The 26,087-nt window shown below is 63.3% G+C and carries 21 protein-coding genes and 1 pseudogene; 8 read left to right on the plus strand and 14 right to left on the minus strand.

The window, feature by feature from the left end:
* Positions 1-36: 36 nt before the first annotated feature.
* Positions 37-1,269 carry an NAD(P)/FAD-dependent oxidoreductase gene (locus V1294_RS15725; RefSeq protein WP_334498422.1) on the minus strand — a complete coding sequence of 411 codons (1,233 nt, stop codon included), beginning with the start codon at positions 1,267-1,269 and terminating at the stop codon, positions 37-39.
* Positions 1,270-1,436: 167 nt separating this feature from the next.
* Between V1294_RS15725 and V1294_RS15730 the strand changes: the two genes are divergently transcribed.
* Complete coding sequence (locus tag V1294_RS15730; protein WP_334498424.1) at positions 1,437-2,459, plus strand: AraC family transcriptional regulator; 1,023 nt, start codon at positions 1,437-1,439, stop codon at positions 2,457-2,459.
* A gap of 66 nt (positions 2,460-2,525) precedes the next feature.
* Here the strand turns inward: V1294_RS15730 and V1294_RS15735 are convergent, their stop codons facing one another.
* From V1294_RS15735 to V1294_RS15755, 5 genes and pseudogenes are all read right to left on the minus strand, one after another.
* Positions 2,526-2,741, minus strand: coding sequence for a hypothetical protein (locus V1294_RS15735; RefSeq protein ID WP_108513122.1), 216 nt, complete (start codon positions 2,739-2,741; stop codon positions 2,526-2,528).
* 368 nt (positions 2,742-3,109) lie between these two features.
* Positions 3,110-3,568, minus strand: a pseudogene (locus tag V1294_RS15740) (MgtC/SapB family protein).
* Between the two features lie 93 nt (positions 3,569-3,661).
* The gene (locus V1294_RS15745; RefSeq protein WP_334498427.1) at positions 3,662-4,576 is read right to left on the minus strand and encodes a hypothetical protein; all 915 of its coding nucleotides are present in this window, start codon (positions 4,574-4,576) and stop codon (positions 3,662-3,664) included.
* Positions 4,577-5,004: 428 nt separating this feature from the next.
* Positions 5,005-5,277, minus strand: coding sequence for a PilZ domain-containing protein (locus tag V1294_RS15750; protein ID WP_334482295.1), 273 nt, complete (start codon positions 5,275-5,277; stop codon positions 5,005-5,007).
* Between the two features lie 159 nt (positions 5,278-5,436).
* A complete protein-coding gene (locus V1294_RS15755; protein ID WP_108513120.1) occupies positions 5,437-6,207 on the minus strand; it encodes an SDR family NAD(P)-dependent oxidoreductase in 771 nt (256 codons plus the stop codon).
* A 148-nt stretch (positions 6,208-6,355) separates the two neighbouring features.
* On the opposite strand from V1294_RS15755, the gene V1294_RS15760 reads away from it, so the two are divergent.
* From V1294_RS15760 to V1294_RS15780, 5 genes are all read left to right on the plus strand, one after another.
* Positions 6,356-7,753, plus strand: a complete 1,398-nt coding sequence (locus V1294_RS15760) for a CoA transferase (protein ID WP_334498430.1) — start codon at positions 6,356-6,358, stop codon at positions 7,751-7,753.
* Between the two features lie 142 nt (positions 7,754-7,895).
* Entirely contained in the window at positions 7,896-9,140 is a 1,245-nt protein-coding gene (locus tag V1294_RS15765; RefSeq protein ID WP_334498433.1) for an efflux RND transporter periplasmic adaptor subunit, read from the plus strand.
* A gap of 26 nt (positions 9,141-9,166) precedes the next feature.
* Positions 9,167-12,289 (plus strand): efflux RND transporter permease subunit, encoded by a 3,123-nt coding sequence (locus V1294_RS15770; protein ID WP_334482289.1) that lies wholly within the window; start codon positions 9,167-9,169, stop codon positions 12,287-12,289.
* Positions 12,290-12,394: 105 nt separating this feature from the next.
* Positions 12,395-13,849: a hypothetical protein gene (locus V1294_RS15775; protein WP_334498435.1), complete on the plus strand. Its 1,455-nt coding sequence runs from the start codon at positions 12,395-12,397 to the stop codon at positions 13,847-13,849.
* Between the two features lie 15 nt (positions 13,850-13,864).
* Entirely contained in the window at positions 13,865-14,773 is a 909-nt protein-coding gene (locus V1294_RS15780; protein WP_334498436.1) for a methylenetetrahydrofolate reductase, read from the plus strand.
* Here V1294_RS15780 and V1294_RS15785 read toward each other — a convergent pair.
* Positions 14,761-15,726, minus strand: a complete 966-nt coding sequence (locus V1294_RS15785) for an amidohydrolase family protein (RefSeq protein WP_334498438.1) — start codon at positions 15,724-15,726, stop codon at positions 14,761-14,763. The genes V1294_RS15780 and V1294_RS15785 overlap by 13 nt on opposite strands.
* Before the next feature lie 275 nt (positions 15,727-16,001).
* On the opposite strand from V1294_RS15785, the gene V1294_RS15790 reads away from it, so the two are divergent.
* Positions 16,002-17,597, plus strand: coding sequence for an FAD-binding oxidoreductase (locus V1294_RS15790; RefSeq protein ID WP_334498440.1), 1,596 nt, complete (start codon positions 16,002-16,004; stop codon positions 17,595-17,597).
* Between the two features lie 4 nt (positions 17,598-17,601).
* On the opposite strand, the gene V1294_RS15795 is transcribed toward V1294_RS15790, so the two are convergent.
* The 5 genes from V1294_RS15795 to V1294_RS15815 form a co-directional block, all read right to left on the minus strand.
* On the minus strand, positions 17,602-17,949 hold the full coding sequence (locus tag V1294_RS15795; RefSeq protein WP_334498441.1) for a hypothetical protein: 348 nt from the start codon (positions 17,947-17,949) through the stop codon (positions 17,602-17,604).
* On the minus strand, positions 17,939-19,039 hold the full coding sequence (locus V1294_RS15800; protein ID WP_334498443.1) for a hypothetical protein: 1,101 nt from the start codon (positions 19,037-19,039) through the stop codon (positions 17,939-17,941). The genes V1294_RS15795 and V1294_RS15800 overlap by 11 nt, the downstream gene beginning before the upstream one ends.
* A complete protein-coding gene (locus V1294_RS15805; RefSeq protein ID WP_108513111.1) occupies positions 19,032-19,454 on the minus strand; it encodes a hypothetical protein in 423 nt (140 codons plus the stop codon). The genes V1294_RS15800 and V1294_RS15805 overlap by 8 nt, the downstream gene beginning before the upstream one ends.
* 47 nt (positions 19,455-19,501) lie before the next feature.
* On the minus strand, positions 19,502-20,473 hold the full coding sequence (locus tag V1294_RS15810; RefSeq protein WP_334498445.1) for an alpha/beta fold hydrolase: 972 nt from the start codon (positions 20,471-20,473) through the stop codon (positions 19,502-19,504).
* Between the two features lie 130 nt (positions 20,474-20,603).
* Positions 20,604-22,019 (minus strand): TolC family outer membrane protein, encoded by a 1,416-nt coding sequence (locus V1294_RS15815; protein WP_334498447.1) that lies wholly within the window; start codon positions 22,017-22,019, stop codon positions 20,604-20,606.
* 345 nt (positions 22,020-22,364) lie between these two features.
* Between V1294_RS15815 and V1294_RS15820 the strand changes: the two genes are divergently transcribed.
* Positions 22,365-24,218, plus strand: a complete 1,854-nt coding sequence (locus tag V1294_RS15820; RefSeq protein ID WP_334498449.1) for an acetyl-CoA hydrolase/transferase C-terminal domain-containing protein — start codon at positions 22,365-22,367, stop codon at positions 24,216-24,218.
* 118 nt (positions 24,219-24,336) lie between these two features.
* On the opposite strand, the gene V1294_RS15825 is transcribed toward V1294_RS15820, so the two are convergent.
* Together V1294_RS15825 and V1294_RS15830 are read right to left on the minus strand one after the other, a co-directional pair.
* Entirely contained in the window at positions 24,337-25,116 is a 780-nt protein-coding gene (locus V1294_RS15825; protein WP_334482275.1) for an enoyl-CoA hydratase, read from the minus strand.
* A gap of 112 nt (positions 25,117-25,228) precedes the next feature.
* Complete coding sequence (locus tag V1294_RS15830) at positions 25,229-25,906, minus strand: hypothetical protein (RefSeq protein ID WP_334498452.1); 678 nt, start codon at positions 25,904-25,906, stop codon at positions 25,229-25,231.
* Positions 25,907-26,087 lie beyond the last annotated feature (181 nt).

Below are 26,087 nucleotides of genomic sequence, written 5' to 3' on the forward strand. Positions count from 1 at the left end.
GTGGGCCATCGGAGTAGCGCAAAGCTGACGCTGCTTTCACGATGCACTCGCCCTTTGAGTTCTCGCGGCTGCGGCAGCAAAGATCGCTTCGATGTTGTCAGGTGCAAAAAACTCCGTCGGCGATATCGTCCCTGCATTCAGACGCGCAAAGCCGTCCATGGCGGCCCGGTTGCCGTGAACCGCCTCCAGGATCCGTTGCAGCTCGGGTGGCGGCGGTTCGAGCGTTGCGAGGTCGCAGGTGAAATCGTACATCGGCCCAACTTGCGCATCGCGGGTGCGCTGGTACTCACCCATGGCTTCCTCGAATGGCCGCGCGCCCGACAATGATTGGTCGATTGCCCCGGCGCAGAGTTCGGCGTCCCGGAAGGCATCGAGAATTCCCTGCGCCGTTATGAAGTCCCTGTTATAGCCGGCGTCTCCCACGAGAGCCCAGCCTGCGCCGTAAGGCTTGCGGAAATAGTTCGGCACCGCCGCGCCGGCGAACGGTGCTTCGCGCGTGGCGCTGCGCAGCCTTTTGGCAAAGTCCGGCGCCTGTTCGATAGTCTTCAGGTAGTTGCCCTCGATATCCCTCTTGTTTTCCGCAAACTCCGCGTAGGGCCATCCGGCAATGACGAGCGTCAGATCGTCATGGGTTGGCATTGCCGCAAATGCGCGCCTGTCGCGCACAAAAGTTTCAAAGCGGCCGTCGGTGGGCAGCCCGCGCCAATAGCTGTAGTAACCCGCCAGCAGAGGCGGCTTCTCGCGGTACTGTTCGGGATGAACCGCCTCGCTCAGCATGGAGTGCCTCCCGTCGGCCCCGACGATCACGTCGGCATATTCCGTGACCATGCCGCCTTGCTTCGACCGGCCCTTGATTCCGACGACGCGCGCTCCTTCGATCATGATTTCCTCGACGACAAAACCCTGACGGATCTCCGCGCCGGATTCGGCCGCCGCGTCGACCAGCAGTTTGTCGAGGATGATCCGCCGCGGGCAGTAGGCGACGGCATCCCTGTCGATGCCCGGGGCGCCTGTAATCGTGAAAGCGCCGAAGTCGAAGGAGTAGGTGTGGATTGGCGGGCAGCCGGTTGCCACCAGCCGGTCGAGCAGCCCCCATCGCGATAGCGCATTCACCGCAGGGGGATGCACGAGATGCGTTGACACGGTGTCGCTCGGGAAAGAAGCGCGGTCGACCGCCAGCACCCGGTATCCCTTGCGCGCCAGCAACATCGCGGTTGGCGAACCGGCGCAACGCGCGCCCGTGACGATCACGTCGAATGCCTTGCCCATCGAAACCTCCTTGCAGAGTTGTTCCGTGCCGGTTCACGGCAGCCAGGCTGACGGATCGCGGCGGCCTGACCCATGCATGTGAGTTTAACGGCAAGCCGAAGCCCCAACTTTGCCGAAACTCCGTGGTTCTTTGCAGCCCATGGGGTCCACCTTCGGGAGCCAAGGAAATGGATGCCCTATCGGAAGCTCTCGCGTCGGTACACATGACGGGCGCCATCTTCTACCACGCAGAGTGCACAGCGCCTTGGGGGTTCAGCGTGCCGCATTTGCGAGACGTCGCCCACGTGCTTGCTCCCGGAACCGAGCGCCTGGTCAGCTATCATCTGGTCACGGACGGGAAGGCGATCGTGCGCTTCGCGGGCGAAGACGACATCGCCGTCGCTGCGGGCGATATCCTGATCATCCCCCACGGCGATGCCCATACCGTGTCGAACGGCTCGCCATCGACCTACCTCGATAGTGGAGCTTCGATCGGCGAGTTCCTGGTCGGCCATCTGACCACGATGCGATTGGGCGGCGGAGGCGAGGCGACAAGGTTTGTCTGCGGCTATTTCGGTTGCGAACGTCATGCCGAACGGCTCTTCCTCGCCGGCCTGCCGCTGATGATCAAGATCAACCTGCGCGGAGACCCAGCCGGCGAATGGCTGGAGAGTTCGGTTCGCCATCTGGTCTCCCAGGCTGGATCGGAGCGACCGGGACAATCGATCCTGCTCTCCAAGATGGCGGAAGCGCTCTTCATCGAAACCATCCGCCGCTATATGGAGGCGTTACCGGCGGAACAGACCGGCTGGCTCGCGGGTGCGCGCGATCCGGTCGTCGGCGGTGCACTTGCGCTGCTGCACCGAAGACCCTGTCGTCATTGGACCGTGGAGCAACTTGCCGCTGAGACCGGCGTTTCGCGCTCGGTGCTTGCCGAGAGGTTCTCCCGGTTTCTTGGCGAGCCGCCGCTGACCTATCTTGCGCGCTGGCGATTGCAACTCGCTGCCAGGATGCTGCAAACCACCCGGGAGGCGGTGATACAGGTGGCCTCCGAGGTAGGCTACGACTCGGAGGCGGCGTTCAATCGGGCATTCAAGCGCGAGTTCGGCGTTCCGCCAGGAGAATTCAGGGGCCAATTCAGGCGATCGTGCGCCCGATCGGATCTGGTTGGAGGTAACGGGCCAACTCGCATTCCCGCGGGCACGGCGTGAGAGCAATCAAAAGGTATCCCTGTGGTGTATGCCTTTTCCCACGATCCCCGATCAACTGGTTCCGATCTACCAGTAGATCAATCCCCCTTTCGTCTTTCCGACGCCACTTCCGGCAAATGCTGCTGCGAGCCTTTGCTTTTCGGCGCAATGTGCAGCCAGGGTCTCGTATAGCCTTGCCTCCATGAAGTGGGTGTGTTCGCCGCTGGTGGACGCTGCATCGGCGGTCGCAGATATCAGCGCACTGATTTGGCGTATCAGCAGATCGTCTGTCGATGGCTGCATAACCTTCTCCTTCGATCGCGGTCCGACAAGATCACTCCTGATTTCGGTTCACTGCAAGCCGGCAAATCACAGGAACCGCAGATGCCGACTGCGACAGATTGCGCACGCTTCATCTGGCTTCAGCGAGAAACCTGCGCATCCCCCGTAGTCGAGCCTGGCAGTGTTTTCGATAGAGCAGGCAATATTCCCGGTAAAATATTTCGACGAGGTTCCACATGATCGATTCCATGTCTAATGGATCATGGTACGACGACATTGTTTCGGGATTTCTTCTTGGTCCGAGAAAATGGCTTCGCGCAAGGCGCGGAATATTTCATGCCGTCCGTGGGCGACGAAATACCCTCACGGTGTGGTGACTGTTATGCATCTCAATCCGACCTGGCGTCGCGCTTGCGCTCGTTCTCGCCGTCCTTGAGATCGTCTTCCTTCACCAGCGTCAGCAGCCTCAGCGTCAGGAACGTGAACACCGCCGTCACTGCGACGTCGTAGCTGCCGAGCCCGACGGAAACGCCGATCGCGCCGGTGGGCCCACAGGCTCGCGGCCGTCGCCGTGCCCTGCACGGTCGTTCCCTGCTTGAGGATCGCGCCGCCGCCGATGAAGCCGATGCCGGTGATCAGGCCTTCGATCACCTTCGCCATGCCATCGGGGGAGTGCACCAGCAGGTTTTCGCTGGCCTGCACGAAGCGCAGCTTGCCATCGCGACCAGAGGAAAGGTGCGCAGGCCCGCGCTGCGCGCGCGCTTCTCGCGGTCCTAGCCGATCGGGACGGCGAGCGCGAAGGCCGCGGCCAGCGCCAGAAAATGGGTGCCTATCTGAAACCGGTCCAAAGCCTGCCCTTGTGAAACGAAAAACGCCGCACCTGCGATACATGTGTGTAACGCGGCAATGCGGCGTAAAGTTTCAGCGTGGTGGCTGTTGTGCTACCGGGTGCCGACGACGGTCGTGCTCGACGCTCCGCTTACGATCGCAGCTTCGGTCCGGTACTGCGGCAGATGATTTTCGAGCGCGTAGAACACGCACAGCGCCAGGCTCGACCAGACCGCCAGGCTGAAATAAAGCGACATCCAGGCAATCTCGTCCTTCCACTCGGCAAGGTCGTGCGTCACCACCCAGCGCGTGCTGACGTCACGCAGGCCCTCGCGGGGCGTCAGGCGCTTGTCGCCATCGGCATCGCCGGTCCGCCAGCGGTTCAGGTACATCGGGACGTCGATCGTCATCAGAAAAGCCAGGAAGCCCGCAATGCCTGCGATGGCTATGGCAAGCATCAGGCGAACCGCGCCGTGGAATTCCGGCAGCAGGCGGCAAAGACCTGCACCGATGATAAAGAACGCAACCGCCCACAGCGAATTTTCGATGGCGTTGCCGAGATAGTTCCTGGTCAGCACCGCATACCATGAGAGGCATTCCGCGATCAGGATCAGAGGTACAATCACCCACGCGGCATTCACGGTCGTTTCCGCCCCGGTCATCGTGCCGAGCTGGTGCAGGAGCATCGCCCATTGCACCACAAAACAGATCTCGGCCACGGTCGCCACCGTCCGTCCGACCAGAACGCTCGACCACCAGGTGTCGAACAGGCAGATCCGTTGAACATCGGCGCGCGGCAGAAACGACCTGAAGGCGCAGCCAAAAACATAGGCCGCACAGAACAGCAGCATGACGCCGACGCTGGCGGTGCTGCCGGCAGATTCGGTCGCCAGCACGGGAAGCTCGCCATACAGCACGAACCAGACAGCGATATTGACGCCGCTCACCAGGGTCAGCACGCCCCACCACCAGGACACGGGGTTCGACCAGGCCAGGGAACCTGACCGCGCCTGCCATTCCAAACTCATTCGTCGCTCCGCTGTAATCGAACTGACATTTAACTGTAATAATGCAGTCATGTGTCAAGGCGAATCACGACATAGATATGTCCGCGGAGGGCAGCCGGGCTGGGGCGAGGGGTGTTGCCGGTCGATATCGGCCGCTGGTCCGGCCCTGGTTCAAGTCAGAACCGGCCCGACCGATCTCAGAGTCGAAAATCAGCCGATAGAAGTAGGGCCTTGCTGAGCATTCGTCACGGCCCGGATAAAAGCGCGAAGCGCGTCCTCGCGCTGATGTCCCGAGCATCCAGGCTATCTTTCGAGGCAAGCAGGCAAGGATGCAGATGGCCGGGACATCTTGCGCGAAGTCGCGCTTTAGCCGGCCGTGCCACAAATCAAATCAAGTTCGTGCGGTTTGAAACGCCTGACAGTGCTTGCCGCTTTTTCCGGTCAGGCTTTCAGGACAGGAATTTCACGCCGTAGGTCTTGCCCCGGCGCCAGACCACTTCGCACGACTGGCGCGTCGTATGTTCGGGCACCAGCGCCAATTCAAAGCTGTCTCTGACATCAAGCGCGGTATCGGTCGCGATCTTGGCGCCGCCCGGCGAGACGTCCAGGACGAAGCATTCAAGCTTCGTGATCCCGTTGTCGATCGTCATCCATGTCGGCCGTTTGCGCAGCTCGCGCCGCGGTTCGCGCTGCACCTTTGTCCTTTGCTCGTCGACAATCATCCTGCCCATCCGTCGTTGGACCCAGTCGTCTCGTCTGGGTCTTCGAAACAGGCCGCCAGAATGAAGGTAACTTCGTAAAGTTCCCTTAGTTTATCGTTTCAAATTTACCGGTTTGCTTCGCGAGTTGTAAATCGATCTCTCTCAACCCTGCCATATGCCTCAAAAATTTACGCGGTTCGAGATCGCGCCGTCGACGACGAGGTTCGACCCTGTCGTGAACGAGGAGGCCGGGCTCGCCAGGAACACCGCCGCATTGGCGATCTCCTGCGGCGTTGCCATGCGGCCGGTCGGGTTGCGCGCCAGCGCATCCTGGTAGCGCTTCGGCATGTTCTGCTCGACCATGTTCCAGATGCCGCCCCTGAAATAAACGGTGCCCGGCGACACCACGTTGACGCGAATTTTCTTGCCCGCGTATTGCCGCGCCAGTCCCTTGGCCATGTGGATCAGCGCCGCCTTGATCGGGCCGTAGGAACTGGCGCTATCCGCCTGCGCCGCCGAGATCGATGAAATGATGATGAAGGCCGCGTCACCGGTCTTCTCGCCGCTGGCTTCGAGCGAGGGACGCGCGGCCTCGAACGCGTTGACGGCGCCGAGCACGTCGAGCCGAAAGTTCTGCTCCCATGAAGCGGGATCGCCGCCTTGCGCCATGGCCCCGGCATTGGAAAACAGCATGTCGACGCTGCCCAGCTGCCGTGCAACATCGGCGATCCACGACTTCAATGCGGCGGCGTCGGTGATATCCACGGACGCGCCGGTCGCCTTCACGCCCATCGCCTGCAGTTCGGCAACGCTGCCGGCGACCTGATCGGCGTTGCGGGCGCACACCGCGACGCCTGCGCCTTCGCCCGCCAGCGTGTCCGCAATCGCCCGCCCGATGCCGCGCGTGCCGCCGAGCACGACGGCATTTCTGCCCTTCAAACCCAAGTCCATTCTGTTTTTCCTTATGTGATTCCGCCGCATTGTAGCGGCCAAGTTGACCCGGGAGAAAGCTCAAATCGCTTTACCCGGATTGCGCTGCGCTCCGTCCGGGCTACGTTGCGTGGGATGTTAAGAAAGACGTTAGGAAAGAGACACGCTTATGCAAAGCCCCAGAGAAATCCTCCGCGATATCTGGACCTCCGCCGGCGGTGAAGTCTCCGCGCTCGACGCGCTCACGCTGACCGGCGACGAGCCGCAACTGCCGTCGTCGTTTCGCGTCGCTGCCGCCGCACAGGTCAGCGTCGCTGCAACCGGGCTGGCGGCGGCCGAAATCTGGAAAATGCGCAGCGGCGAGGCGCAAGGCACGGCGGTCGATATGCGTCATGCCGTGGTCGAATGCCGGAGCGAACGTTATCTGCGCGTCGACGGCAATCCCCCGCCACCGGCCTGGGATGCGATCGCCGGTGTCTACAAAACCCGCGACAATGGCTTCGTGCGCCTGCACACCAATTTTCCCCATCACCGCGATGCGGTCTGCAAGGTGCTGCACTGCAAGCCGGAGCGTGACGCGGTTCAGGCCGCGCTGATGCAATGGGACGGCGAAGCGTTCGAGACCGCCGCCTATGCCGGCGGCTGCGTCGTGGCCTTCATGCGCTCGCACGACCATTGGTCGGCAACGCCGCATGCCAAAGCGCTCGCCGGATTGCCGCTGCTCTCGATCACGAAAATCGGCGAGGCTGCGCCGAAGCCGTGGCCTAAAGGCGATCGTCCGCTCGCGGGGCTTCGGGTGCTCGATCTGTCGCGCGTGATCGCGGGTCCGGTGGCGGGCCGGACGCTTGCCGCGCATGGCGCCGACGTGTTGCTGATATCCGGCCCAGAGCTACCGGCCATTCCGTGGCTCACCATCGACACCGGCCGCGGCAAGCTGACGAGTTTTGTCGAACTCAAGAACGAGCAGGGGCGCGGCATGCTGCGCGACCTGTTGGCCGCGGCGGATATTTTTTCGCAGGGCTACCGGCCGCGCGCGATTTCAGGTCTCGGCTTCTCGCCGGAGGATGCCGCGCGCATCAATCCCGGTATCATTTATGTCACGCTGTCGGCCTATGGTGCCGCAGGTCCCTGGGCCGGGCGGCGCGGCTTCGACTCGCTGGTGCAGACCGCGACCGGATTCAACCATGCCGAGGGGCGGGCCGCCGGCGTCGATGGACCGAAGGAATTGCCAGCGCAGATGCTCGACCACGCCACCGGCTACTTCATGGCGTTCGGCGCCATGATGGCCAAAGCGCGCCAGGCGCGTGAAGGCGGCAGCTGGCACGTCCAGGTGTCGCTGGCGCAGACCGGCCGCTGGCTGTGGAATCTCGGGCGGGTGGCCGGCGGCCTCGATACCCGTGATCTTACGGGGGAGGCGGTAACGCCCTTCATCGAGGAGGTGGGCTCAGGCTTCGGTGCGCTGCGGGCGGTCAGGCATTCCGCGATTTTGTCGAAAACCCCGGCGTTTTGGGCCCGTCCGGCGATGCCGCTCGGCAGCCACCCGCCGCAATGGCCGCCACCGGCGTAGGCCGCTTGCCGGCCTTCGGGCCGGCTCTCCAAACTTTAATCGCCCCCGCTAGGGCCATTTTCGTTTTTCATGTTGTTGGAACGTGAATTGGGCACTATTAGCGCAGGGTGAGACAAATCGTCGCTGAATGGTTCCCGGCAGGATGCCCAACGTGTTTACCAAGTCATTGCAGATCGTTACCCGGCAGCGATTGGCCGTGGGCATCGGCGTGTTGGCCTTGGTCGGCGTAGGCGCCTACGGCTTTGCGAAGATAGGCAACACCAAGGCCGGCCATTCGGAAGTCTCGAGCCAGTCCCGCAAGGGATTGCAGCGCTACACGCCGAGCCCTGCCGAATGGGCCAGCCTGACCATTCAGCCCGTCACCGAACGCGGCTTCCGCGCCGAACACGTCACTGAAGGCAAGATCGCGATCGATGAAGATCGCTCGACGCCGGTGTTCTCGCCCTATGCAGGCCGCGTCACCAAGCTGCTGGCCAAGCCGGGCGACAGCGTCGTCAAGGGCCAGCCGCTATTCGTGATCGAGGCCGCCGACAACGTTCAGGCGCAAAACGATTTCATCGGCGCGATGGCCGCCATGAACAAGGCGAAGTCCGCGCTCGATCTGGCGCAATTGCAGGGAACGCGCGCCAAGGACCTGTTCGAGGGCAAGGCCGTTCCGCTGAAAGATTACCAGCAGAGCCAGGCGACCCTGATCCAGGCCGAAAACGACATGCGCTCGTCGCAGACGGCGATGGAGGCGGCGCGCAACAAATTACGCATTCTCGGTCTCACCGATGAGGACATCGCGACCTTCCAGGAAAAGCGCCATATCAATCCCGAGACCACCATCTTCGCGCCGATCGCCGGCACCGTGGTCCAGCGCAAGATCGGCCCCGGCCAGTATGTCAACGCCGGCGCCAGCGACCCCGTCTATGTGATCGGCGATCTCTCCACGGTATGGATGACGGCCTTCGTCCGCGAAAGCGATTGCGCGAACGTCGCGATCGGGCAGGAGGTGACCTTCAACGTTCTCGCGCTGCCGGGCCGTTCGCTGTCGGCGCGGATCAATTACGTCGCCACCGCGATCGATCCGGCGACGCGGCGGCTGCTGGTCCGCGCCACCATCGACAACAAGAACGGTACGCTGAAGCCGGAGATGTTCGCCAACGTCACGATCTATTCGGCGGGCGACCGGCCGGCGGTCGGCGTGCCGAAGCAGGCACTGATCTATGAAGGCGATCAGGTGCGGATCTGGGTTGCGCATCCGGACAAGACGATTGAATTGCGTCAGATCAAGCCTGGCCTCACCAATGGCGATCTCGTCGAGGTGGTCGGCAATCTGAAACCCGGCGAGCAGATCGTCACCAAGGGTGCGCTATTCATCGATCGCGCCGCGTCCGGCAGCTGACCCCCTTATTGAAAGCTCCGGTCTGAATGGATCGCCTGGTCGCCCTAGCCGTCAGCCGCCGTTATTTGATGGTTGGCATGTTCGTCGCCGTGCTGGTCGGCGGCCTGATCGCATTCAAGCAGCTCAACATCGAGGCCTATCCCGATCCGACCCCGCCGATGGTCGACATCGTGACGCAAAGTCCGGGCCTGTCGTCGGAAGAGATCGAACGCTACATCACGATACCGATCGAGACCCAGGTTGCCGGCATCAAGAACCTGCGCACCATCCGCACCATCTCGCTGTACGGATTGTCCGACGTCAAACTGCAGTTCTCGTTCGATTACACCTATGAAGAGGCGCTGCAGCAGGTGTTGAACCGGCTGTCGCAGCTTGCGCCGTTGCCGGGGAATGCGCAGCCGACCATCTCGCCGCTCAGTCCGACCGGCGAGATTTTTCGTTACCGCCTGAAAGGCCCGCCGAATTACAGCGTGCTCGACCTCAAGACGCTGCAGGACTGGGTGTTGCAGCGCCGGTTCCGCGCCGTGCCCGGCGTCGTCGACGTCACGGGCTGGGGCGGCAAGACCAAGACCTACGAGCTGCAGGTCGATTTCAACAAGCTGGTCGCCAACGGGCTGACGTTGCCGCAGGTGCTGCAGGCTGTTTCCAACGCCAACATCAATGTCGGCGGCAACACCGTCAACATCGGCGCGCAATCCGCCGTGGTGCGCGGCGTTGGCCTGATCCGCTCGATCGACGACCTCAACAACACTATGGTGTCGCAGTCGGGCGGCAATCCGGTGCTGGTCCGCGACATCGCGCATGTCACGATCGGCGAAAAGCCGCGGCTCGGCATTGCCGGCCTCGACCAGGATGATGACATCGTGCAGGGTATCGTGCTGATGCGCCGCGGTGAGCAGAGTTCGCCGACCATCGCCCGCGTCGAAAAGCTGGTTCACGAGATCAATCATTCCTCGATCCTGCCGCCCGGCGTGAAGATCGAGCGGATCTACGACCGCAAGGACCTGATCGACATCACTACGCATACGGTGCTGCACAACATGGTGGTCGGGATTATCCTGATCGTGCTGCTGCAGTGGATATTCCTCGGGGACTTGCGAAGCGCGCTGATCGTCGGCGCGACGATTCCCTTCGCGCTATTTTTCGCCGTCATCATTCTCGTCCTGCGCGGCGAATCCGCCAATCTGCTGTCGGTCGGCGCGATCGATTTCGGCCTGATCGTCGACGCCACCGTGATCATGGTCGAGGCGATCTTCCGGCGGCTGACGCAGACCACCGCGCTGTCCGCGGCCGAGCAGAGCCACATCTCCTTCGACACCACGATGGGAATGAAGAGCCACGCGATCATGTCGGCGTCCGCCGACGTGTCGCGCTCGATCTTCTTCGCCGCCGCCATCATCATCGCAGCCTTCCTGCCGCTGTTCACGCTGAGCGGCGTCGAAGGTAACATCTTCGGGCCGATGGCGCGGACCTATGCCTACGCGCTGGCGGGCGGATTGCTCGCGACCTTTACCGTGACACCGGCGCTGAGCGCGATCGTCCTGCCCTCGCATCTGGAAGAGGCCGAAACCTGGGTCGTGAAAAAGCTCGACCGGCTTTATGTGCCGGTGCTGAAATGGGCGGTCGCGAACCGCAGGATCGTGCTCGCCGGCGCTGCCGTGCTCGTCCTGATGACGATTGCGTTCGCACGGCTGCTGGGACTGGAATTCCTGCCCAAGCTGGAAGAGGGCAATCTGTGGATCCGCGCCACGCTGCCGCCGACCATCTCGCTGCAGGAGGGCAACGCCTACGTCAACGAGATGCGCAGGATGATCCGTGCGCGCCCCGAAGTGGAATCGGTGGTGTCGCAGCACGGCCGGCCGGACGACGGTACCGACGCCGCCGGCCTCTTCAACGCCGAGTTCTTCGCGCCCTTAAAGCCCAACAGCGAATGGCCCGGCACCCGCGACAAGGACGAACTGACCGCGCAATTGCTGGGGCAGTTGCAGGACAAATTCCCGGGCGTCGAATTCAACTTCTCGCAATATCTGCAGGACAACGTCTCGGAGGCGGTCTCGGGCGTCAAGGGCGAGAACTCGATCAAGCTGTACGGCAACGATCTGCAGGCGCTGACGGATACGGCCAACAAGATCAAGTCCGTGCTGAGCACCGTGCAGGGCGTCACCGATCTTGCGGTGTTCACCTCGCTCGGCCAGCCGACCATCCAGATCGATATCGACCGCGCCCGTGCCGCCCGCTACGGCCTGTCGCCGGGCGATATCAACGCCACCATCAAGGTCGCGGTCGGCGGCGACAGCGCCGGCGATCTCTATGAACCCGGCAGTGACCGGCATTTCCCGATCATCGTTCGGCTTGCCCCGGAATACCGCAAGAGCGCCGAAGCTATCCATAACCTGCGGATCGGCGTGGCAGGGCAGGGCGGCGCGATCACCCAGATCCCGCTCAGCGAGGTCGCCTCGATCAATCTGATCTCGGGCGCCGCCTACATCTACCGCGAGCAGCAGGAACGCTATCTGCCGATCAAGTTCTCGGTGCGCAACCGCGACCTCGGCAGCGCGATCCAGGAGGCGCAGGAAAAGGTCGCAGCCCAGGTCCAGTTGCCGCCGGGATCGCGGGTCGAATGGGTCGGCGAGTTCGGCAACCTGCAGGACGCCATCAAGCGGCTGTCGATCGTGGTGCCGATCAGCCTCGCGCTGATCGGCGTGCTGCTGTTCTTCAATTTCGGCTCCATCGTCGACACCCTGCTGGCCATGAGCGTGATCCCGATGGCGATCTTCGGCGGCGTGCTCGGTCTGTTGATTACCGGCATCCCCTTCAGCGTGTCGGCCGCGATCGGCTTCATTGCGCTGTTCGGCATTGCGGTCATGGACGGCATCATCATCCTGTCGCAGTACAACCAGCTGATCGACGAAGGCTATGAGCGGATGCGCGCGGTGATCCGCACCGGCGAACTGCAATTGCGGCCGGTGCTGATGACCTGCGTGGTGGCGGGTGTCGGGCTGTTGCCGGCGGCGCTCTCCGAGGGGATCGGTTCGCAGGTGCAAAAGCCGCTGGCGATCGTGGTCGTCACCGGCATGATGCTGGCGCCGATCGTCATCCTGGTGACGCTGCCGGTGCTGATCTCGGTGTTCTCGCGACGGGCGCGGTAGATGCGCTGTGGGCACATGCCCATGTTTCCTGCCCACTCGGTTTGTGGTTGACGCAATCCGGCGGCCGTCCCTTGATACGGCCAAGGACAACCGCAGGAGACAGCCATGCGGATCGAGGGAAGCCAGGGATCGAACGGCGGGCAGAACGGCCACGCGCAGCCGGCGAAATCGGCGCCGACGGCCGAGCAGATTCTCGGCGAGATCCGCGACTTCTGCCGCGAGACGCGCACGGCCGAATCCACCTTCGGGCGGCTGGTGGTCAACGACGGCAAGCTGGTGTCGCGGTTGCGCGACGGCGCCAGGATCACGACGGGCACGCTCGACAAGGTCCGCGCCTATCTCGCCGAGCACCGGTCCGCTTCGAGCGAGGCGACAGGCCAGCCGTCACCGGCCGCCAAGCCGCTGAACGGCGCGGGCGCCGCCAACGCCGTCGCGCCGCCGGGCTTCCGATTCTTCGACAATCGCCAGAAATACCTGCTGTTCGTCTCCACCTGCAGCGAGAAGAGCGAGGTCGGCAACCGCATCTCGCTCGAGCTCGGCAATCTGCAGCCGGCGCCACCGGCGCTTCGCATCTTCGATGCCGGCGTCGGCGATGGCACCGTGCTGTCGCGGGTGATGCGGGCGGTGCATGCGCGTTTCCCCACCATGCCGCTCTATGTCGTGGCGAAAGAGATCAGCTACGAAGACGTCCGCCTGATGCTGGAGAAGATGGCGGACCGCCTGTTCGAGCATCCCGCCACCGTGCTGGTCGTGACCAACCTCTATTACGCCGAGGCGCCATGGCTGACGCCGCGCTCGGTGACGTCGGCGCAAGGCCTGATCTGGAAAGATGTCACGCTGACCGGCAACACCGCGCATGGCTTCGCCGAGCAGATCGGCGAGCTCGAAGGCTTCCTCGCCGAGAACTGGCGCGCGGGCATCAGCCCGACCACGGGCAATCCGGTCTATCAGCGCCCCGTCATCCTGACGCTGCGGCGCGAGGATCATTCCTTCCTGCTCGATCCGATCATGCCGCGGCCCGGCAGGGTGATGGCCGACTATGATCTGGTCATTGCTTCGCAGCCCTATCGGGCGCGGGCGAGCGTAGAATTCAAGGCTTCAAAAGTGTTGACGCCGCTGGTCAAGTCGCTGCGGCCGGGCGGGCGGCTGATCGGCATCCATTCGCACGGCAAGGATCCCGGCATCGAGATCATCGATCAGGTCTGGCCGGGAGATGATCCCTTCAAGACCGATCGCTACGCCATCCTGCGCCAGGTCAAGCACGAGCTCGGCGCGGCGGCCCGGCACTACAATTTCAACGCCTCATCCGATGCGCGCTCGATCTTCCGCTACCGCATGCACACGCTGCCGGACGAAGTCAGCGGACCGATCGGGACATCGACGCTGTTCGCGGCCTGGAACGCGGCGATCTACGTGGCGCAGATCGAGGACAACAGGTTGTCGGAGGTGGTCCGGGACGGCCGCTACCTCGAAGCCACCGACCGCGTGCTGAAGAAGCATGGCGGCTTGTGGTTCAACGACGAAACCTATGTGATCTCGCGCCGCCGCGCGCCGGCATGACCCTGGGAGGCGCCCGTGACCGTCTCCGATCCGTCATCCCCCAGACTAGCCGCGCTGCTGTCATCGGCGTCCGTCGAAATCTCCTCGCGCGGGCATCAGATTGCGGAACTGCGCGATCATTTCGCTGCCGGCACGGATGTCACCATCACGTTCTTGCCCGGCGATCATTATCGCCACAATGTCGAAACCGCCACGGCGCTGCGCCGGGCAGGCTACAACCCGGTGCCCCATATCGCGGCGCGTGAAATGGCTTCGCGGGAGGCGCTCGACGATTTCCTGGCGCGGGCGCGGGACGAGGCCGGTGTGTCGCGCATTGTCCTGATCGCGGGCGACGTCGCCGCTGCAAGGGGCCCGTTCAAATCGACGCGCGATGTCTGCGCCAGCGGATTGATCGAGGCGCACGGCATTGCCTGTGTGAGTGTCGCCGGTCATCCCGAAGGTCATCCATTTCTCGAGTTGCGCGACGCGCTGAACGGGCTCAAGGCGTGGCGCGACTGGGGAGGGCGGACCGGAACACGTGTCGATGTCGTCACGCAATTCTGCTTCGAGAGCACCCCGATCCTGCAATGGATCGCTGAACTCGATCGGGCCGGCATCGATCTTCCCGTGATCATTGGCCTTGCCGGTCCGGCCACGCCGGCGACACTGACAAAATTCGCGCTCCGCTGCGGCATCGGCAATTCCATCCGCGCGCTGCGGGCCCAGATCGGCCGGTTCGGCCGCCTGCTGACGGATACCGGGCCGGACGACGTCGTCAGGGGATTGCGCGGCGCGCCTGCGGCCGCAACGGCTTCGATTGCGGGATTTCACCTGTTCCCGTTCGGCGGCCTGCGCAAGGCCGGCGACTGGCTGCGCACCTGCGACCGCGACCCGCTCGGACTTCAGCGGGCCGCGATGTCGAGCGCTGGATTTCAGAACCCGTAAAGCTGCGCCGGATTGTCGACCAGGATCTTCTTGCGGATCGCCGCATCCGGCGCCCACACCGGAAGCTGGTTCAGGAGTCGCCCGTCGTCGATCTGGAATAGCGGCGTGACGTCGGAGATCTGTTTGCCGGGCGGGGTGACGGAATCCGGATGCGGCCAGTCGGTGCCCCAGACGATGCGGTCGGGGTTGGCGGCGATCAGCGACTGGGCGAGCGGAATGCAATCGGCAAAATCAGGCCCGAGCTTCGAGGCGCGGTAGGCGCCGGAGATCTTCACATAGGCCTTGCCCGATTTCACCAGCTCCATCAGATCGGCAAAACCCGGCTGCTCGATGCCCTGGGCGGCCTGCGCGCCGCCGAAATGATCGAACACGACCGGCACCGGCGAGGCCATGACCAGATCCTTGATCGCGGTGATCATCGCCAGACTCGTGAATAGCTGCACATGCCAGCCGCGCGCCTTCATGCGCTCGACGGCGGCCGTGAAGCGTGGCCTGGCGACACTCGGATCATTGACGCCGCCGGTTGCGAGATTGAGGCGGACGCCGCGAATGCCGGCCTTGCCCATCAGGTCGAGATCGCTCTCCGACGTCTTGTCGTCGATCACGGCGACGCCGCGGGCGGTCAGCCCGCGCGCCGCCATGCCGAACAGCGTGGCCGCGTTGTCGGTGCCGTAGATCGAGGGCGTGACGATCACGACGCGCTCCATGTGCAGCGCCGTGTGCAGGGCGGTCATTTCCTCTGGCGAGGCCAGTTCGGGCGTATAGACGCGGCCGGAGAAGAACGGGAATTTCTCAGGGTCCGGATGGATATGGGTATGGCAGTCGCAGGCGCCTGCGGGCACGTCGAAATTCACCGGCGTCGCGGGCTGCGCCGCTTTGGCGGAGGCGGTTCTGTTGTTCATGGTCACTCCGGCTGCGATGGAGGCAAGCATCATACCGCGTCGCGTCAGCATTGGTGTTCTCCCTGGATAATGTTTGTTGATTGTTGGTGTCCGGACAGGCCGTCATGCCTTCGACTTCAGCGTTCCTCCTCGGCGCCGGGCGTTGCTTCGCCCGTTATGGGGTCGGGAGATTATCGGGAGAAGTGAGGCGCGGGAAGGGCGGCCGTCGTCTGGCTGCATTGGGTTATCGGTTCAGTAACGCTGCCGGCCTATCGAACCGGAAGGCGCTCCGATTTGACTAATCATCCGCCCGCCCGGAATATCTCGCAATCCTCTGGAATCAGTTCATGCGAAAATTTTCACAAAAATTCAAAACCGGCGTGTCCGTTGCCGCCGTGGTCGTCGTGTTGCTGGGTGTTTACAGCTATCGCAAGCTTCAGGCGCTGGCAGCGGATCCCACCGGGGAAAAGGATTGCGGGCCTGCGGTCGGCGGCGAGCAAGCGAAAATCGACCTGGAGCGGATCAAGGCGTTTGCGCCGCTCAAGGACGTGAAATGGTCGCAGCTTGGCGGCAGCATCAATGATGCGAGCTGCCTCAACAAGACCGAAATCTACGGCATGGTCGAGGTGCGCAGCGTCGAGGATATCGCAAAGACCCTTGCCTTTGCGCGCGACAACAAGCTCTCGGTAACAACCGCCGGCGTACGTCACAGCATGGGCGGGCACGCGTTCCGCAAGGGCGGCGTCGTGCTGGACATGCGCGGCTTCAACAAGATCGTGCTCAACGAGAGTTCGCGATCGGTCACGGTGCAGCCGGGCGCGACCTGGCACGATATCCAGAACGTGCTGCACCCGCGCTTTGCGGTCCGCGCCATGCAGTCGACCGATATTTTCAGCGTCGGCGGTTCAATCTCGGTCAATGCCCATGGCATGGACCATCAGGCCGGTGCGCTTGCGAAGTCGATCAAGTCGATGAAGGTGATGTTGGCCGATGGTTCGCTGCGCACGGTATCTGCGACCGAGAACAAGGACCTGTTCAACCTCGTGGTCGGCGGCTACGGCCTGTTCGGCATCATCGTCGAGGCCGAGCTCGATATATCAGACAATCTGGTCTACCAGACCGGGCGCCGCATGATGGACTACAAGGAATTCCCGGCGCTGTTCGCCAAGGAGATCGAAAAGGACGGCAATATCGGGCTGATGTACGGGCACCTCTCGACCGCGCCAAGCTCGTTCCTGAAGGAGTTGCTGCTCTATACCTACACCAAGGTCGACGGCACCGATTTCAAGCGCGAACCGCTCGGCGAGGTCTCAGGCACCAAGCTGCGGCGGCTCACCATCAACCTGTCCAAGCAGGGCCCGCTGTTTCAGGAAATGAAATGGCTGTCGGAAAAGCACATCGAGCACCGGATGGAGACCTGCACGGTGACGCGGGCGCAGGCGATCGGATCGGCGGAAGCCTGCCTCGTCAACCGCAACGACCCGATGCACGATTCCGTGCCTTACTTGCGCAATTCGCTGCCCAACGACACCGACATACTGCACGAATATTTCATACCGCGCAGCCAGTTCGTCTCGTTCGTCGACGGCATGCGCAAGGTGCTGACCGACAACAGGACCAATCTGTTGAATGCGTCGGTGCGCGTCGTGCATCAGGAGAACAATTTCCTGACCTATTCGCCGGAGCCGGCGTTCTCGCTGGTGCTCTACATCAACCAGACCACCGATGACGAGGGCAACCGGCGCATGAAGAAGGCGACGGAAGAGCTGATAGACCTCACCATCGCGCACAAGGGCCGGTTTTTCCTGCCCTACCAGCTCTATTATTCAAAGGATCAGTTGCAGCGGTCATACCCGCAGATCAACGATTTTTTCGCGGCGAAGCGGAAGTATGATCCGAGCGAGCTGTTCACCAATACGTTCTATCAGAAGTACGCGTCGTAACGCGTCAGAGCTGCGCGGTGGATCGCTTAGGCGAGAGGCCGCTGCAGCCGCCGGCCTGTTCGGCGTCCAGGACCAGCAGCGCGCCCGCTGCATAGAGGCGGGCGACAAAACCGGCATCGTCGGAACGCGCGATGGTAAAGTAGTCGTTCGAGACGAGGATGCGTCCGTTGGCCTTGGCGATGGCTGCCAGCGCCTGTGACTGTGGACCGACAATGGCCATCGACTTGCCGGGGGCCGAACCGAAGGTCAATGCAACGACGACCGCGAGCCAGCCAAAGACGACAAGGGCGATGGCGCCGGCAACGCGGCCCAGTGGCAACGTCCGGTGCTGCTGATGCCTGTCAGTAGTCATAGAAGTGCTCAATGCTCGCGCCCCTGGCCTTGAGCTCGCGGTTGATATCCACGAGGCGGTCGATCCTGGCTTTCAGGCCGGCCCTGCGAAACCCGGGGCGGGCATCCAGCTCCTGCGAAAACAGCTCCGTCGTGCCCTTGATGTCGAGTTTTGCAGCATTGGGCGCAACCACCGTGATGAAGATGTCGTGATTGCCCGCGATTTCCGCAAGGCCAAATCCCTGGTCCAGCAGGCTCTGCAGGATCTCGGTGAAAGCCTTGTAGCGCGGCGTCTGCACCAGCTGCCATTGCGGCGTCAACGCGCGGACCGGCTTGATGCGCGGTTCTTTCGCCAACGCGGCAGGCGGCAGCGTTGCCACCGCGAACATGATGTCGCGCGGCTCGTTGTCGCCGCCGGCGTCGAGCGCCTTCTGGATCAGCGCGGCGTAGCCGATCTTGACGAAATATTCCGCGCCGAGCGCGAAGTTGCGCTCCCAGCTGCGCAGATTGCTCGGCGTCGGCGCCGAGATCGCCATCAGGCCGTCGAGCTTTTCGCGGAACGGATATTTGTACCAGGGGACGGTGTAGAGGAAGGCGGCATAATCCTGCAGCACGGCGCGGCCGAACTCGTCCTGTGGCGTGCGCTTCTCGCCCCTGATCCATTCGAACACCCGCCCGATGGTGTTTTCATAAAGTCCCTTGATGGCGTATTCGGCGGAGTAGCTGATGCCGATCACGTAGATCATGGTCTTGACCTCCGTGAGCTGCTCGCCGGTTGCGGGCACCGCGCGGTTGATCGTGCAGAAGCTCTGCCAGAACCCGAAGATGTGACCGAGATAGTTGAAGTGGCTTTCGCTGGAGCGGTCGAGGAAGCGGCCGAAATCCTCGAAGGAATAGACGATGTACCATTCGGGGAAGGTGAAGAAGGTGTTGTTCAGTTTGCGCCGATAGCCTGCCTCATCGATCGCGGGCAAGGTCACGGCCGGTGTACTGGCCGTTGCAGGACGGGAAGAGGGGCGGCACGTCCCCTCGATATAGGCCAGCGGCACAAGCACCGACAGCGCGATCAGAATCGCGATGCCGGCCAGGATGCGCCGCAACCATTTAAGCATGAACAGCGGTCCGCGTCCGCGGCGCGAGCATAAAGCCGATCAGTATCGCCACGCCGCCGAGGCCGAGATGCGGGGCATTGGCGAAAAACCGCGTCGCGAGCGGCAGGTTGAGGACGCCGTTGATCAGGATGCCGAAGTCGAGATAGCCGCTACCGGTAGCCAGCCCGAGCAGGCCATCGGCAAAATAGAACACGCCGAACAATTGGAAGAACAATTCCGAGGCGCGGCGCGAGGTGATCGCCGCCGCCGCAGCCCACAGCGCCGAGACGAGATGCAGCCCGTCGGCGTACCAGGTGCGGCGAAACAGGCCGAAGATCATGTCATTGGCGTCGATGAAGGCCGGGATGTAGCCGGTGAGGATCACGAAGCCGAGCAGGGCGGCATAGCCCCAGGCGCACAGTCTGATGATGTCCATGATGTCTCCGGCGGCGATCTGCAAGACTTGTCGAATCTCTGCCCAGTCTAGAGTTTTCCGAGTGTCTTGAGCAGGGCATCGTTGAACATGCCGGGGTCCTCGATCTGCGGAATGTGGCCGAGCCCCGGCAGCAACGTCAGGTCCGTCTCCGGCGGCAGCAGCGTTCGGAGATCGAGAGCCTGCTCGACGGGGGTGATAGTATCCTTGTCGCCCCACAGGATCGCGACGGGGACTTCCAGCTTCGCATAGGCATTGCGGTCCGCGCTCGCGGCACTGGTGTCGGCGCCGAGGAAATAATACAGCCAGTCGGCGATATCGCTGGTGCTGTCGCGCTGCGTCAGCGGCCTTTGCAGGATCGCGACATATTCCGGCAGCGCGCGTTCCTTCTTCGCGATCATCGATTGCAGCAGCATTTGCGTCGCCATGGGATTGGTGATGGTCAGCGACACCAGGATTTCGCGAATCCATTGCGGCTGGATTACCCAGGGCGCGGCCGATGGCGCAGCCGTCAATCCGAGCGCCGCATCGACCAGCACCAGCGCGCGCGTCCGATCCGGATATCGCATCACGAGCTCTGTCGCCGCACCGGCGCCGAAGGAGTGCCCGACGATGATGGCGGGCTCAGCTTTCAGTGCATCAAGCACATCGTTGATCCGGGCGGCTTGGTCCTGCCGCGTGTAACTGCCGGAACGGTCCGAGAATCCGAACGGCGGCAGATCGAGGGCGATCACATGAAAGCCTGCCGCGGCCAGCGCGTCGCTGGTACGACGCCATAGCTCGCTCCAGGCCGCCGTGCCGTGAAACAGCACCACGGGAACGCCGTCCTCCGGACCCTTCTCCTGCACGAAAACGGCGCCTGAACGCGTCGGCACCAGGTGGCCGGTCTTTGGCGCCAGTTGGGCGCGCACGCCGGTCTCGCGTATCGACGCCGCCATGCGAAATGAGATGATCACAAGGATTACGGACAGGAGCAGGACCAACAAGCCGTTAGCCGACCAGCGCAGAATGTTTGCAACCACGAGGCCTCGCAAAATCGATCGATCAAAACGGGGGACGAAAACGGACGGGGTTTTAGGCCAACGCGAATGGCTGGCGACTGAAAATACCGGACATGATCAGCGTCCGGTTAACACCGGGAGAAAATACAACCTACTGCCCCGACGGCGTCCGCAGGCCGTGCCAGGCGTCGCGCACCTGATGGTAGTGCACTTCCGGCAGATAGTCCGGCGTGTTGAGGCCGAGGTTCTTGACGTCGAGCCGGCCGATTGCGCTCAGCAGCGTATAGGAGGCGATCACGCGGTCGCGCTGCGCGCCGATCAGGCGAGCCTTTGCCAAAATCAGGTCCTGCTGCGCATTCAGCACGTCGACCGTCGTGCGCTGGCCGCCAGCCGCCTCCCGCTGCACGCCCTGTAGCGCAACGGTGGCGGCGCGGACTTCGGCTTCGGATGCCGTGACCGCAATCTTGGCGCCTTCATTGGCGACCCAGGCGCCGACCGCGGCAGTGCGGGCCTGGTTGCGGAATTGATCCAGTACCTGGCGGCTTTGGGCCGCGACTTCCTTGGCCTGCCGGGTCTGCGAGGCCGCCATACCGCCATCGTAGATCGGTTGCGTGAGCTGGCCGGTGACCGAAGCCTGGTCGGTCCCTGAGCTGCTGAGGGTAGGATCGGACTGCCTGCTGCGGCTCGCGCTGCCTTGCAGCGTGATTGTTGGCATCAGGCTGCTTTCGGCGACGCGGATGGAGGTCGAGGCGACGTCAAAGTCATAGCTCGCCGCCATCACCGCGGGGTGCTCCCGGAAGGCAAGGCCGGTGGCGTCATCGCGGCTGCGCGGCAAGAGCCGGTCCACGGTTTCAGCGGGGCGGAGCGAGTTGGGCGCGTTGCCGATCACCTGGGCATAGGTCGCCTGGCTGATGGCGAGGTTGACCTCGGCGGCATTCAGATCGGCGCGGCCCCGGCTCAGGCGCGCCTCGGCCTGCGCGGTGTCGGTCGGAGTGACGTCGCCGGCATTCAGACGTTTCTGGGTGATGCCGAGCGTTTCCTGCAGAAAAGCGACGTTGGCGCGCTGCGCTTCGACCAGCGATTGGTTGGCGAGAACATTCGTATAAACGGTGACCGCGTCGAGCAGCACGCCCTGGCCGACATTGCGCAGGGCCTCGCGACCGGATTGCACCTGCAGCTCGGCCACGCGCACGCTGTTGGCTGTCTTGAAACCGTTGAACAGCGTCTGCGTCACGGTGATGCCGACGGTCCAGGGCTTCAGGTTTGCGGACTGGATGGTGTTGTCGGGCAGCAGGTTCCGTACCGACTGAAGGCCGGCGGAGAGGCCGGCGATGATCTGCGGCCGGTAGGCCGAAAGCGCCTGCGGCACGTTCTCGTCGGTGGCGCGCTGACGCGCCCGTTCCGCATTGAGAGTGGGATTGGTCTGGTAGGCCTTGGCCAGCGCCTCGGGGAGGTTTTCGCCATGCGCGGCCGGCGCTGCAAACGCAAAGCAAGCCGCCGCAAGGCAAATGCCGGATCGAAGCAACCGCCTTTCAACGTGGCCAGCCCTAGCGGCACGCTTAGCCATTTGATCCCGTAGCCAACACAAGAATGTGATAACCCTGCTTCGAGCCATTCCGCTCTATCTGCTTGTTTGGGCATGGTCTTCGTGAACGCCGGTCACCCGTCATTCCGGATCATGCATTGCTTGTCCGCCCCCGCCGACAGCCTCGGCTCGTCTACCTGTTTAGGGGGCGTCGCCGCTACAGGCAAACTGCCGCGCGACATCAGTACATTAATTCGGTGAAAATCAGCGCTTGGCTGTTGCCGGTTCGTCACAGACGAAGTTCGGCGCCAAATACGCTATAGCTTCGCTGGCTGGCGTCCGATTCAGGGCGGTTGGCTCCCCAGCTATGCCCGGGTCCGCAACTCGATGCCAAAACTGTTTTCCGACCCCGAAGCGATCGCGGAGGATATCATCCGCGATGTCGGAACCAACCTCGTGGTCGGCTTGCCGCTCGGGCTTGGCAAGGCCAACCACATCGTCAACGCGCTGTACGCGCGCGCCGCCGCCGACCGCGCGATCAACCTGACGTTCTTTTCGGCGCTGACGCTGGAAAAGCCGCGGCCCTCGAGCCTGCTCGAACGGCGCTTCATCGGCCCGGTGATCGATCGCCTGTTCGGTGGCTATCCCGACCTCGCTTATGCCGGCGCGCTTCATGCAGGCGAATTGCCGCCCAACATAGAGGTGATCGAGTTCTTCTTCCTGGCCGGCAAATGGCTGCACGTGCCGTTCGCGCAAGAGCGTTACATCTCCGCGAACTATACCCATGCCTCGTCCTATCTGCTGACGCGCGGGCTGAATGTCGTCACCCAACTGGTCGCGAAGCGTGTGGTCGATGGCGTGACGCGCTACAGCCTGAGCTGCAACACCGACACCACGCTCGACATCCTGCGCGCCCGCGGGCAGGGCCGGGCATCGTTCAAGCTGATCGGCCAGGTCAATTCCGAGCTGCCGTTCATGCCGGGCGCCGGCGATCTGCGGGGGGACGAGTTTTCCGCTGTTCTCGACAGCCCCGCGACCGACTTCCCGCTGTTCGCGCCGCCGGCCGAGCCGGTCAGCGACACCAAATACGCGATCGGGCTTCATGCAGCCGGCCTCGTGCCCGACGGCGGCACCTTGCAGATCGGCATCGGGCAGGTCGGCGATGCGCTGGCGCAGGGGTTGATCGTTCGCCACCACGACAACGCGCAGTTCCACGCCATCATGAAGCGGCTTGCGCCAGGAGCGGCACCTGCGGAGAGCGCGCCGTTCGCGAGGGGGCTTTATGGGGTCAGCGAAATGCTGATCGAGGCGTTTCTCGGCCTGATCGAGGCCGGAATTCTCAAGCGCGAGGTCGATGGCGTGACGCTGCACGGCGCGTTTTTCTTGGGACCCAAATCGTTCTATCGCGCGTTGCGCGAGATGCCGGCCGAGCAACTCGCGCGCATCCAGATGATGCCGGTATCCTTCACCAACCAGCTCCATGGCGACGAGGATGCCAAGCGCCGGGCGCGCGTCGGCGCCCGCTTTGTCAACACCGCGATGATGGCGACGCTGATGGGGGCCGCGATTTCGGACGGCCTTGAAGACGGCCAGGTCGTGAGCGGCGTCGGCGGCCAGTACAATTTCGTTGCGCAGGCGTTCGCGCTTGAGGGCGCGCGATCGGTCCTCGCGCTGGAAGCGACACGGCAGGCGGGCCGCAAAACGCTTTCCAACATTCGCTGGAATTACGGGCACCAGACCATCCCGCGGCATCTGCGCGACGTGTTCGTCACCGAATACGGCGTTGCCGACGTCAGAGGCAAATCGGACGCCGAGACCATCGCGGCGATGCTGGCGGTCACGGATTCCCGTTTCCAGGATGAACTGGCCGGGATCGCCAAGGATGCCGGCAAGCTGCCGAAGAGTTTTGAAATTCCGCGCAGCCATCGCGAGAATTTTCCGGAGCGGATCGCGCAAGCCTTAAAGCCTGCGCGCGATGCGGGGCTGCTGCCGTCATTCCCGTTCGGCAGCGATTTTACCGAGGTCGAGCAACGGCTGATCCCGGCGCTGCAATTGCTGCGAGAAGCGCAGCGGACACCGCTGCTGTTGCCCGGGTTGCTGTGGCAGGGGATGCGGCATCCGCCGGACGCCTCGAACCGCGAATGCCTGGCGCGGTTGGGTCTCGATCGCCCGACGACGTTTGCCGAGCGCGCCTACCGTGCGCTGGTCAACGCGGCGCTGGCGCGGAGTGGGGCGGGATAGACGCCGGTGCCGTAGGGTGGGCAAAGCGCAGCGTGCCCACCATCGCTTGCACCGAACGTTGGAACGGTGGGCACGGCGCAAGTGCGCCTTTGCCCACCCTACAAAATTCGAGCAAACCCTACCTGTTCTTGTTCACCGGCTTGCGCTTCTCGATGAACGCCGCCATGCCCTCGGAGCGGTCTTCCAGCGCAAAGGTCGAGTGGAACAAATTGCGCTCGACATTCATGCCTTCCGACAGCGGCGTCTCGAACGCGCGGTTGATGGCCTCCTTGGCCATCGCGGCCGCGGGATGCGACATCGAGGCGATCTTTTCGGCAGCCGAGAGCGCCTCTTCCATCAACTTGTCCGCCGGCACGACGCGGCTGACGAGGCCGGAGCGCTCGGCTTCCGCCGCATCCATCATGCGCCCGGTGAGGCACAGATCCATCGCCTTGGATTTGCCGATCGCGCGCGTGAGCCGCTGGGTGCCGCCGATGCCGGGAATGGTGCCGAGCGTGATTTCCGGCTGGCCGAATTTTGCGGTGTCGGATGCGATGATGATGTCGCACATCATGGCGAGTTCGCAGCCGCCGCCGAGCGCATAACCGCTGACCGCCGCGATGGTCGGTTTGCGGCAGGCGGCGACGCGGCCGCCGCCGATCGCGGCGAAATCGCTGGAGAACATGTCGATGAAGCTTTTCGGCTGCATCTCCTTGATGTCGGCGCCGGCGGCGAACGCCTTTTCGCTGCCGGTGAGCAGGATGCAGCCGATCTTGTCGTCGGCCTCGAGGTCGTCGACGGCTGCCGCGATCTCGCGAAATACGCCGAACGACAGCGCGTTGAGCATTTTCGGCCGGTTCAGCGTGATGATGCCGACCGCGCCCTTGCTCTCGACTATGATGTATTCGAACGTCGCCATGATCCACCCCGGTCCTGATCTTGTGGGCAATGTGCCCGCTGCCGGGGTGGGCATCAAGTGGGACGGGAACGGATCCCTGACGCGGTGTGGCCCGCGTCCGGTACGCCGGTAGCTACGCCATGAACATCCGCGCGGCCGACGCCACCGTCAGCAGCGCGCCGAAGGCGATAAAGATCTTTCCGATCAGTGAGGTCTTGTCCAGAGTGGAACTATCGTTATTCGCGGCCTGGCCGGTCTCCGATGCCGGTCTGCTGGTCGAGGCCATCGCAACCGTCTTAGTGGAGGGGACGTCCTGCAACTGCAGCGCCCGATCGGTCTCGTTGAGCTGGTCGGGGGCCGCCACGGCGGGATCGGCCGGCGCCTCCGCGTAAGCCGGCTTGTCCGCCGCCGCCTGCAGGACTGTGTTGGCTTTCTCCGACATGGCCGCCGACATTCCCTTGGCGCTATCCGGGGGCGCATCGGTGGCAGTCATTTGCGCGTTGGCATTGGAGAGCCATTGGGGAAACGTGAGCGCGGTGCCGCCGCCAGCATCGGCGACCTGCTTTTCGTCGGCTTTCTTGTCCTCGGTGGATTTCGATGCCGTGCGCGTGTCTTTGCGATGGGCGTAGCGCTTCTTCAGGTAACGCGAACCCGATTTGACGGACTTGCCCGACGTCGCATTCTCCGACTTCGAGGTCGGGGCGCTATCCGTATCCGTGCCGGCAGCCATCGCCGCCGGCGGTCCTGCGAAACTTACCAAAAGTCCTGCTGCGAGAATCAAGGCCGACCGCGCGCTGGCTTTGATCGTCATGTAGAAATCTCCCCATTGGCGCCCGCCCATCCACGAAAAAAGACCCCACGCCGTGTCCACAGTTCGGCAGAAAAAGGGAATCTTCGGGCAACACCGGGCAAAAGCTGGGCAATGGTGTTGCAGCGAGCATGTGCCGGCGGCATTTTTGCCGGGCCGACCTTCCTCGGCAGGGGCTGCGCTG

Source organism: Bradyrhizobium sp. AZCC 1678, assembly GCF_036924765.1.
Classification (GTDB): Bacteria; Pseudomonadota; Alphaproteobacteria; order Rhizobiales; family Xanthobacteraceae; genus Bradyrhizobium; species Bradyrhizobium algeriense.

What these genes read in the sequence shown, in the direction of transcription:
- V1294_RS15765 (WP_334498433.1), top strand. Translation starts at nt 7,896, where the DNA reads ATGCCCAACGTGTTTACCAAGTCATTGCAGATCGTTACCCGGCAGCGA.
- V1294_RS15725 (WP_334498422.1), bottom strand. Translation starts at nt 1,269, where the DNA reads ATGGGCAAGGCATTCGACGTGATCGTCACGGGCGCGCGTTGCGCCGGT.
- V1294_RS15820 (WP_334498449.1), top strand. Translation starts at nt 22,365, where the DNA reads ATGCCAAAACTGTTTTCCGACCCCGAAGCGATCGCGGAGGATATCATC.
- V1294_RS15735 (WP_108513122.1), bottom strand. Translation starts at nt 2,741, where the DNA reads ATGCAGCCATCGACAGACGATCTGCTGATACGCCAAATCAGTGCGCTG.
- V1294_RS15815 (WP_334498447.1), bottom strand. Translation starts at nt 22,019, where the DNA reads ATGGCTAAGCGTGCCGCTAGGGCTGGCCACGTTGAAAGGCGGTTGCTT.
- V1294_RS15825 (WP_334482275.1), bottom strand. Translation starts at nt 25,116, where the DNA reads ATGGCGACGTTCGAATACATCATAGTCGAGAGCAAGGGCGCGGTCGGC.
- V1294_RS15770 (WP_334482289.1), top strand. Translation starts at nt 9,167, where the DNA reads ATGGATCGCCTGGTCGCCCTAGCCGTCAGCCGCCGTTATTTGATGGTT.
- V1294_RS15830 (WP_334498452.1), bottom strand. Translation starts at nt 25,906, where the DNA reads ATGACGATCAAAGCCAGCGCGCGGTCGGCCTTGATTCTCGCAGCAGGA.
- V1294_RS15790 (WP_334498440.1), top strand. Translation starts at nt 16,002, where the DNA reads ATGCGAAAATTTTCACAAAAATTCAAAACCGGCGTGTCCGTTGCCGCC.
- V1294_RS15805 (WP_108513111.1), bottom strand. Translation starts at nt 19,454, where the DNA reads ATGGACATCATCAGACTGTGCGCCTGGGGCTATGCCGCCCTGCTCGGC.
- V1294_RS15785 (WP_334498438.1), bottom strand. Translation starts at nt 15,726, where the DNA reads ATGCTGACGCGACGCGGTATGATGCTTGCCTCCATCGCAGCCGGAGTG.
- V1294_RS15800 (WP_334498443.1), bottom strand. Translation starts at nt 19,039, where the DNA reads ATGCTTAAATGGTTGCGGCGCATCCTGGCCGGCATCGCGATTCTGATC.
- V1294_RS15760 (WP_334498430.1), top strand. Translation starts at nt 6,356, where the DNA reads ATGCAAAGCCCCAGAGAAATCCTCCGCGATATCTGGACCTCCGCCGGC.
- V1294_RS15795 (WP_334498441.1), bottom strand. Translation starts at nt 17,949, where the DNA reads ATGACTACTGACAGGCATCAGCAGCACCGGACGTTGCCACTGGGCCGC.
- V1294_RS15745 (WP_334498427.1), bottom strand. Translation starts at nt 4,576, where the DNA reads ATGAGTTTGGAATGGCAGGCGCGGTCAGGTTCCCTGGCCTGGTCGAAC.
- V1294_RS15730 (WP_334498424.1), top strand. Translation starts at nt 1,437, where the DNA reads ATGGATGCCCTATCGGAAGCTCTCGCGTCGGTACACATGACGGGCGCC.
- V1294_RS15775 (WP_334498435.1), top strand. Translation starts at nt 12,395, where the DNA reads ATGCGGATCGAGGGAAGCCAGGGATCGAACGGCGGGCAGAACGGCCAC.
- V1294_RS15750 (WP_334482295.1), bottom strand. Translation starts at nt 5,277, where the DNA reads ATGATTGTCGACGAGCAAAGGACAAAGGTGCAGCGCGAACCGCGGCGC.
- V1294_RS15755 (WP_108513120.1), bottom strand. Translation starts at nt 6,207, where the DNA reads ATGGACTTGGGTTTGAAGGGCAGAAATGCCGTCGTGCTCGGCGGCACG.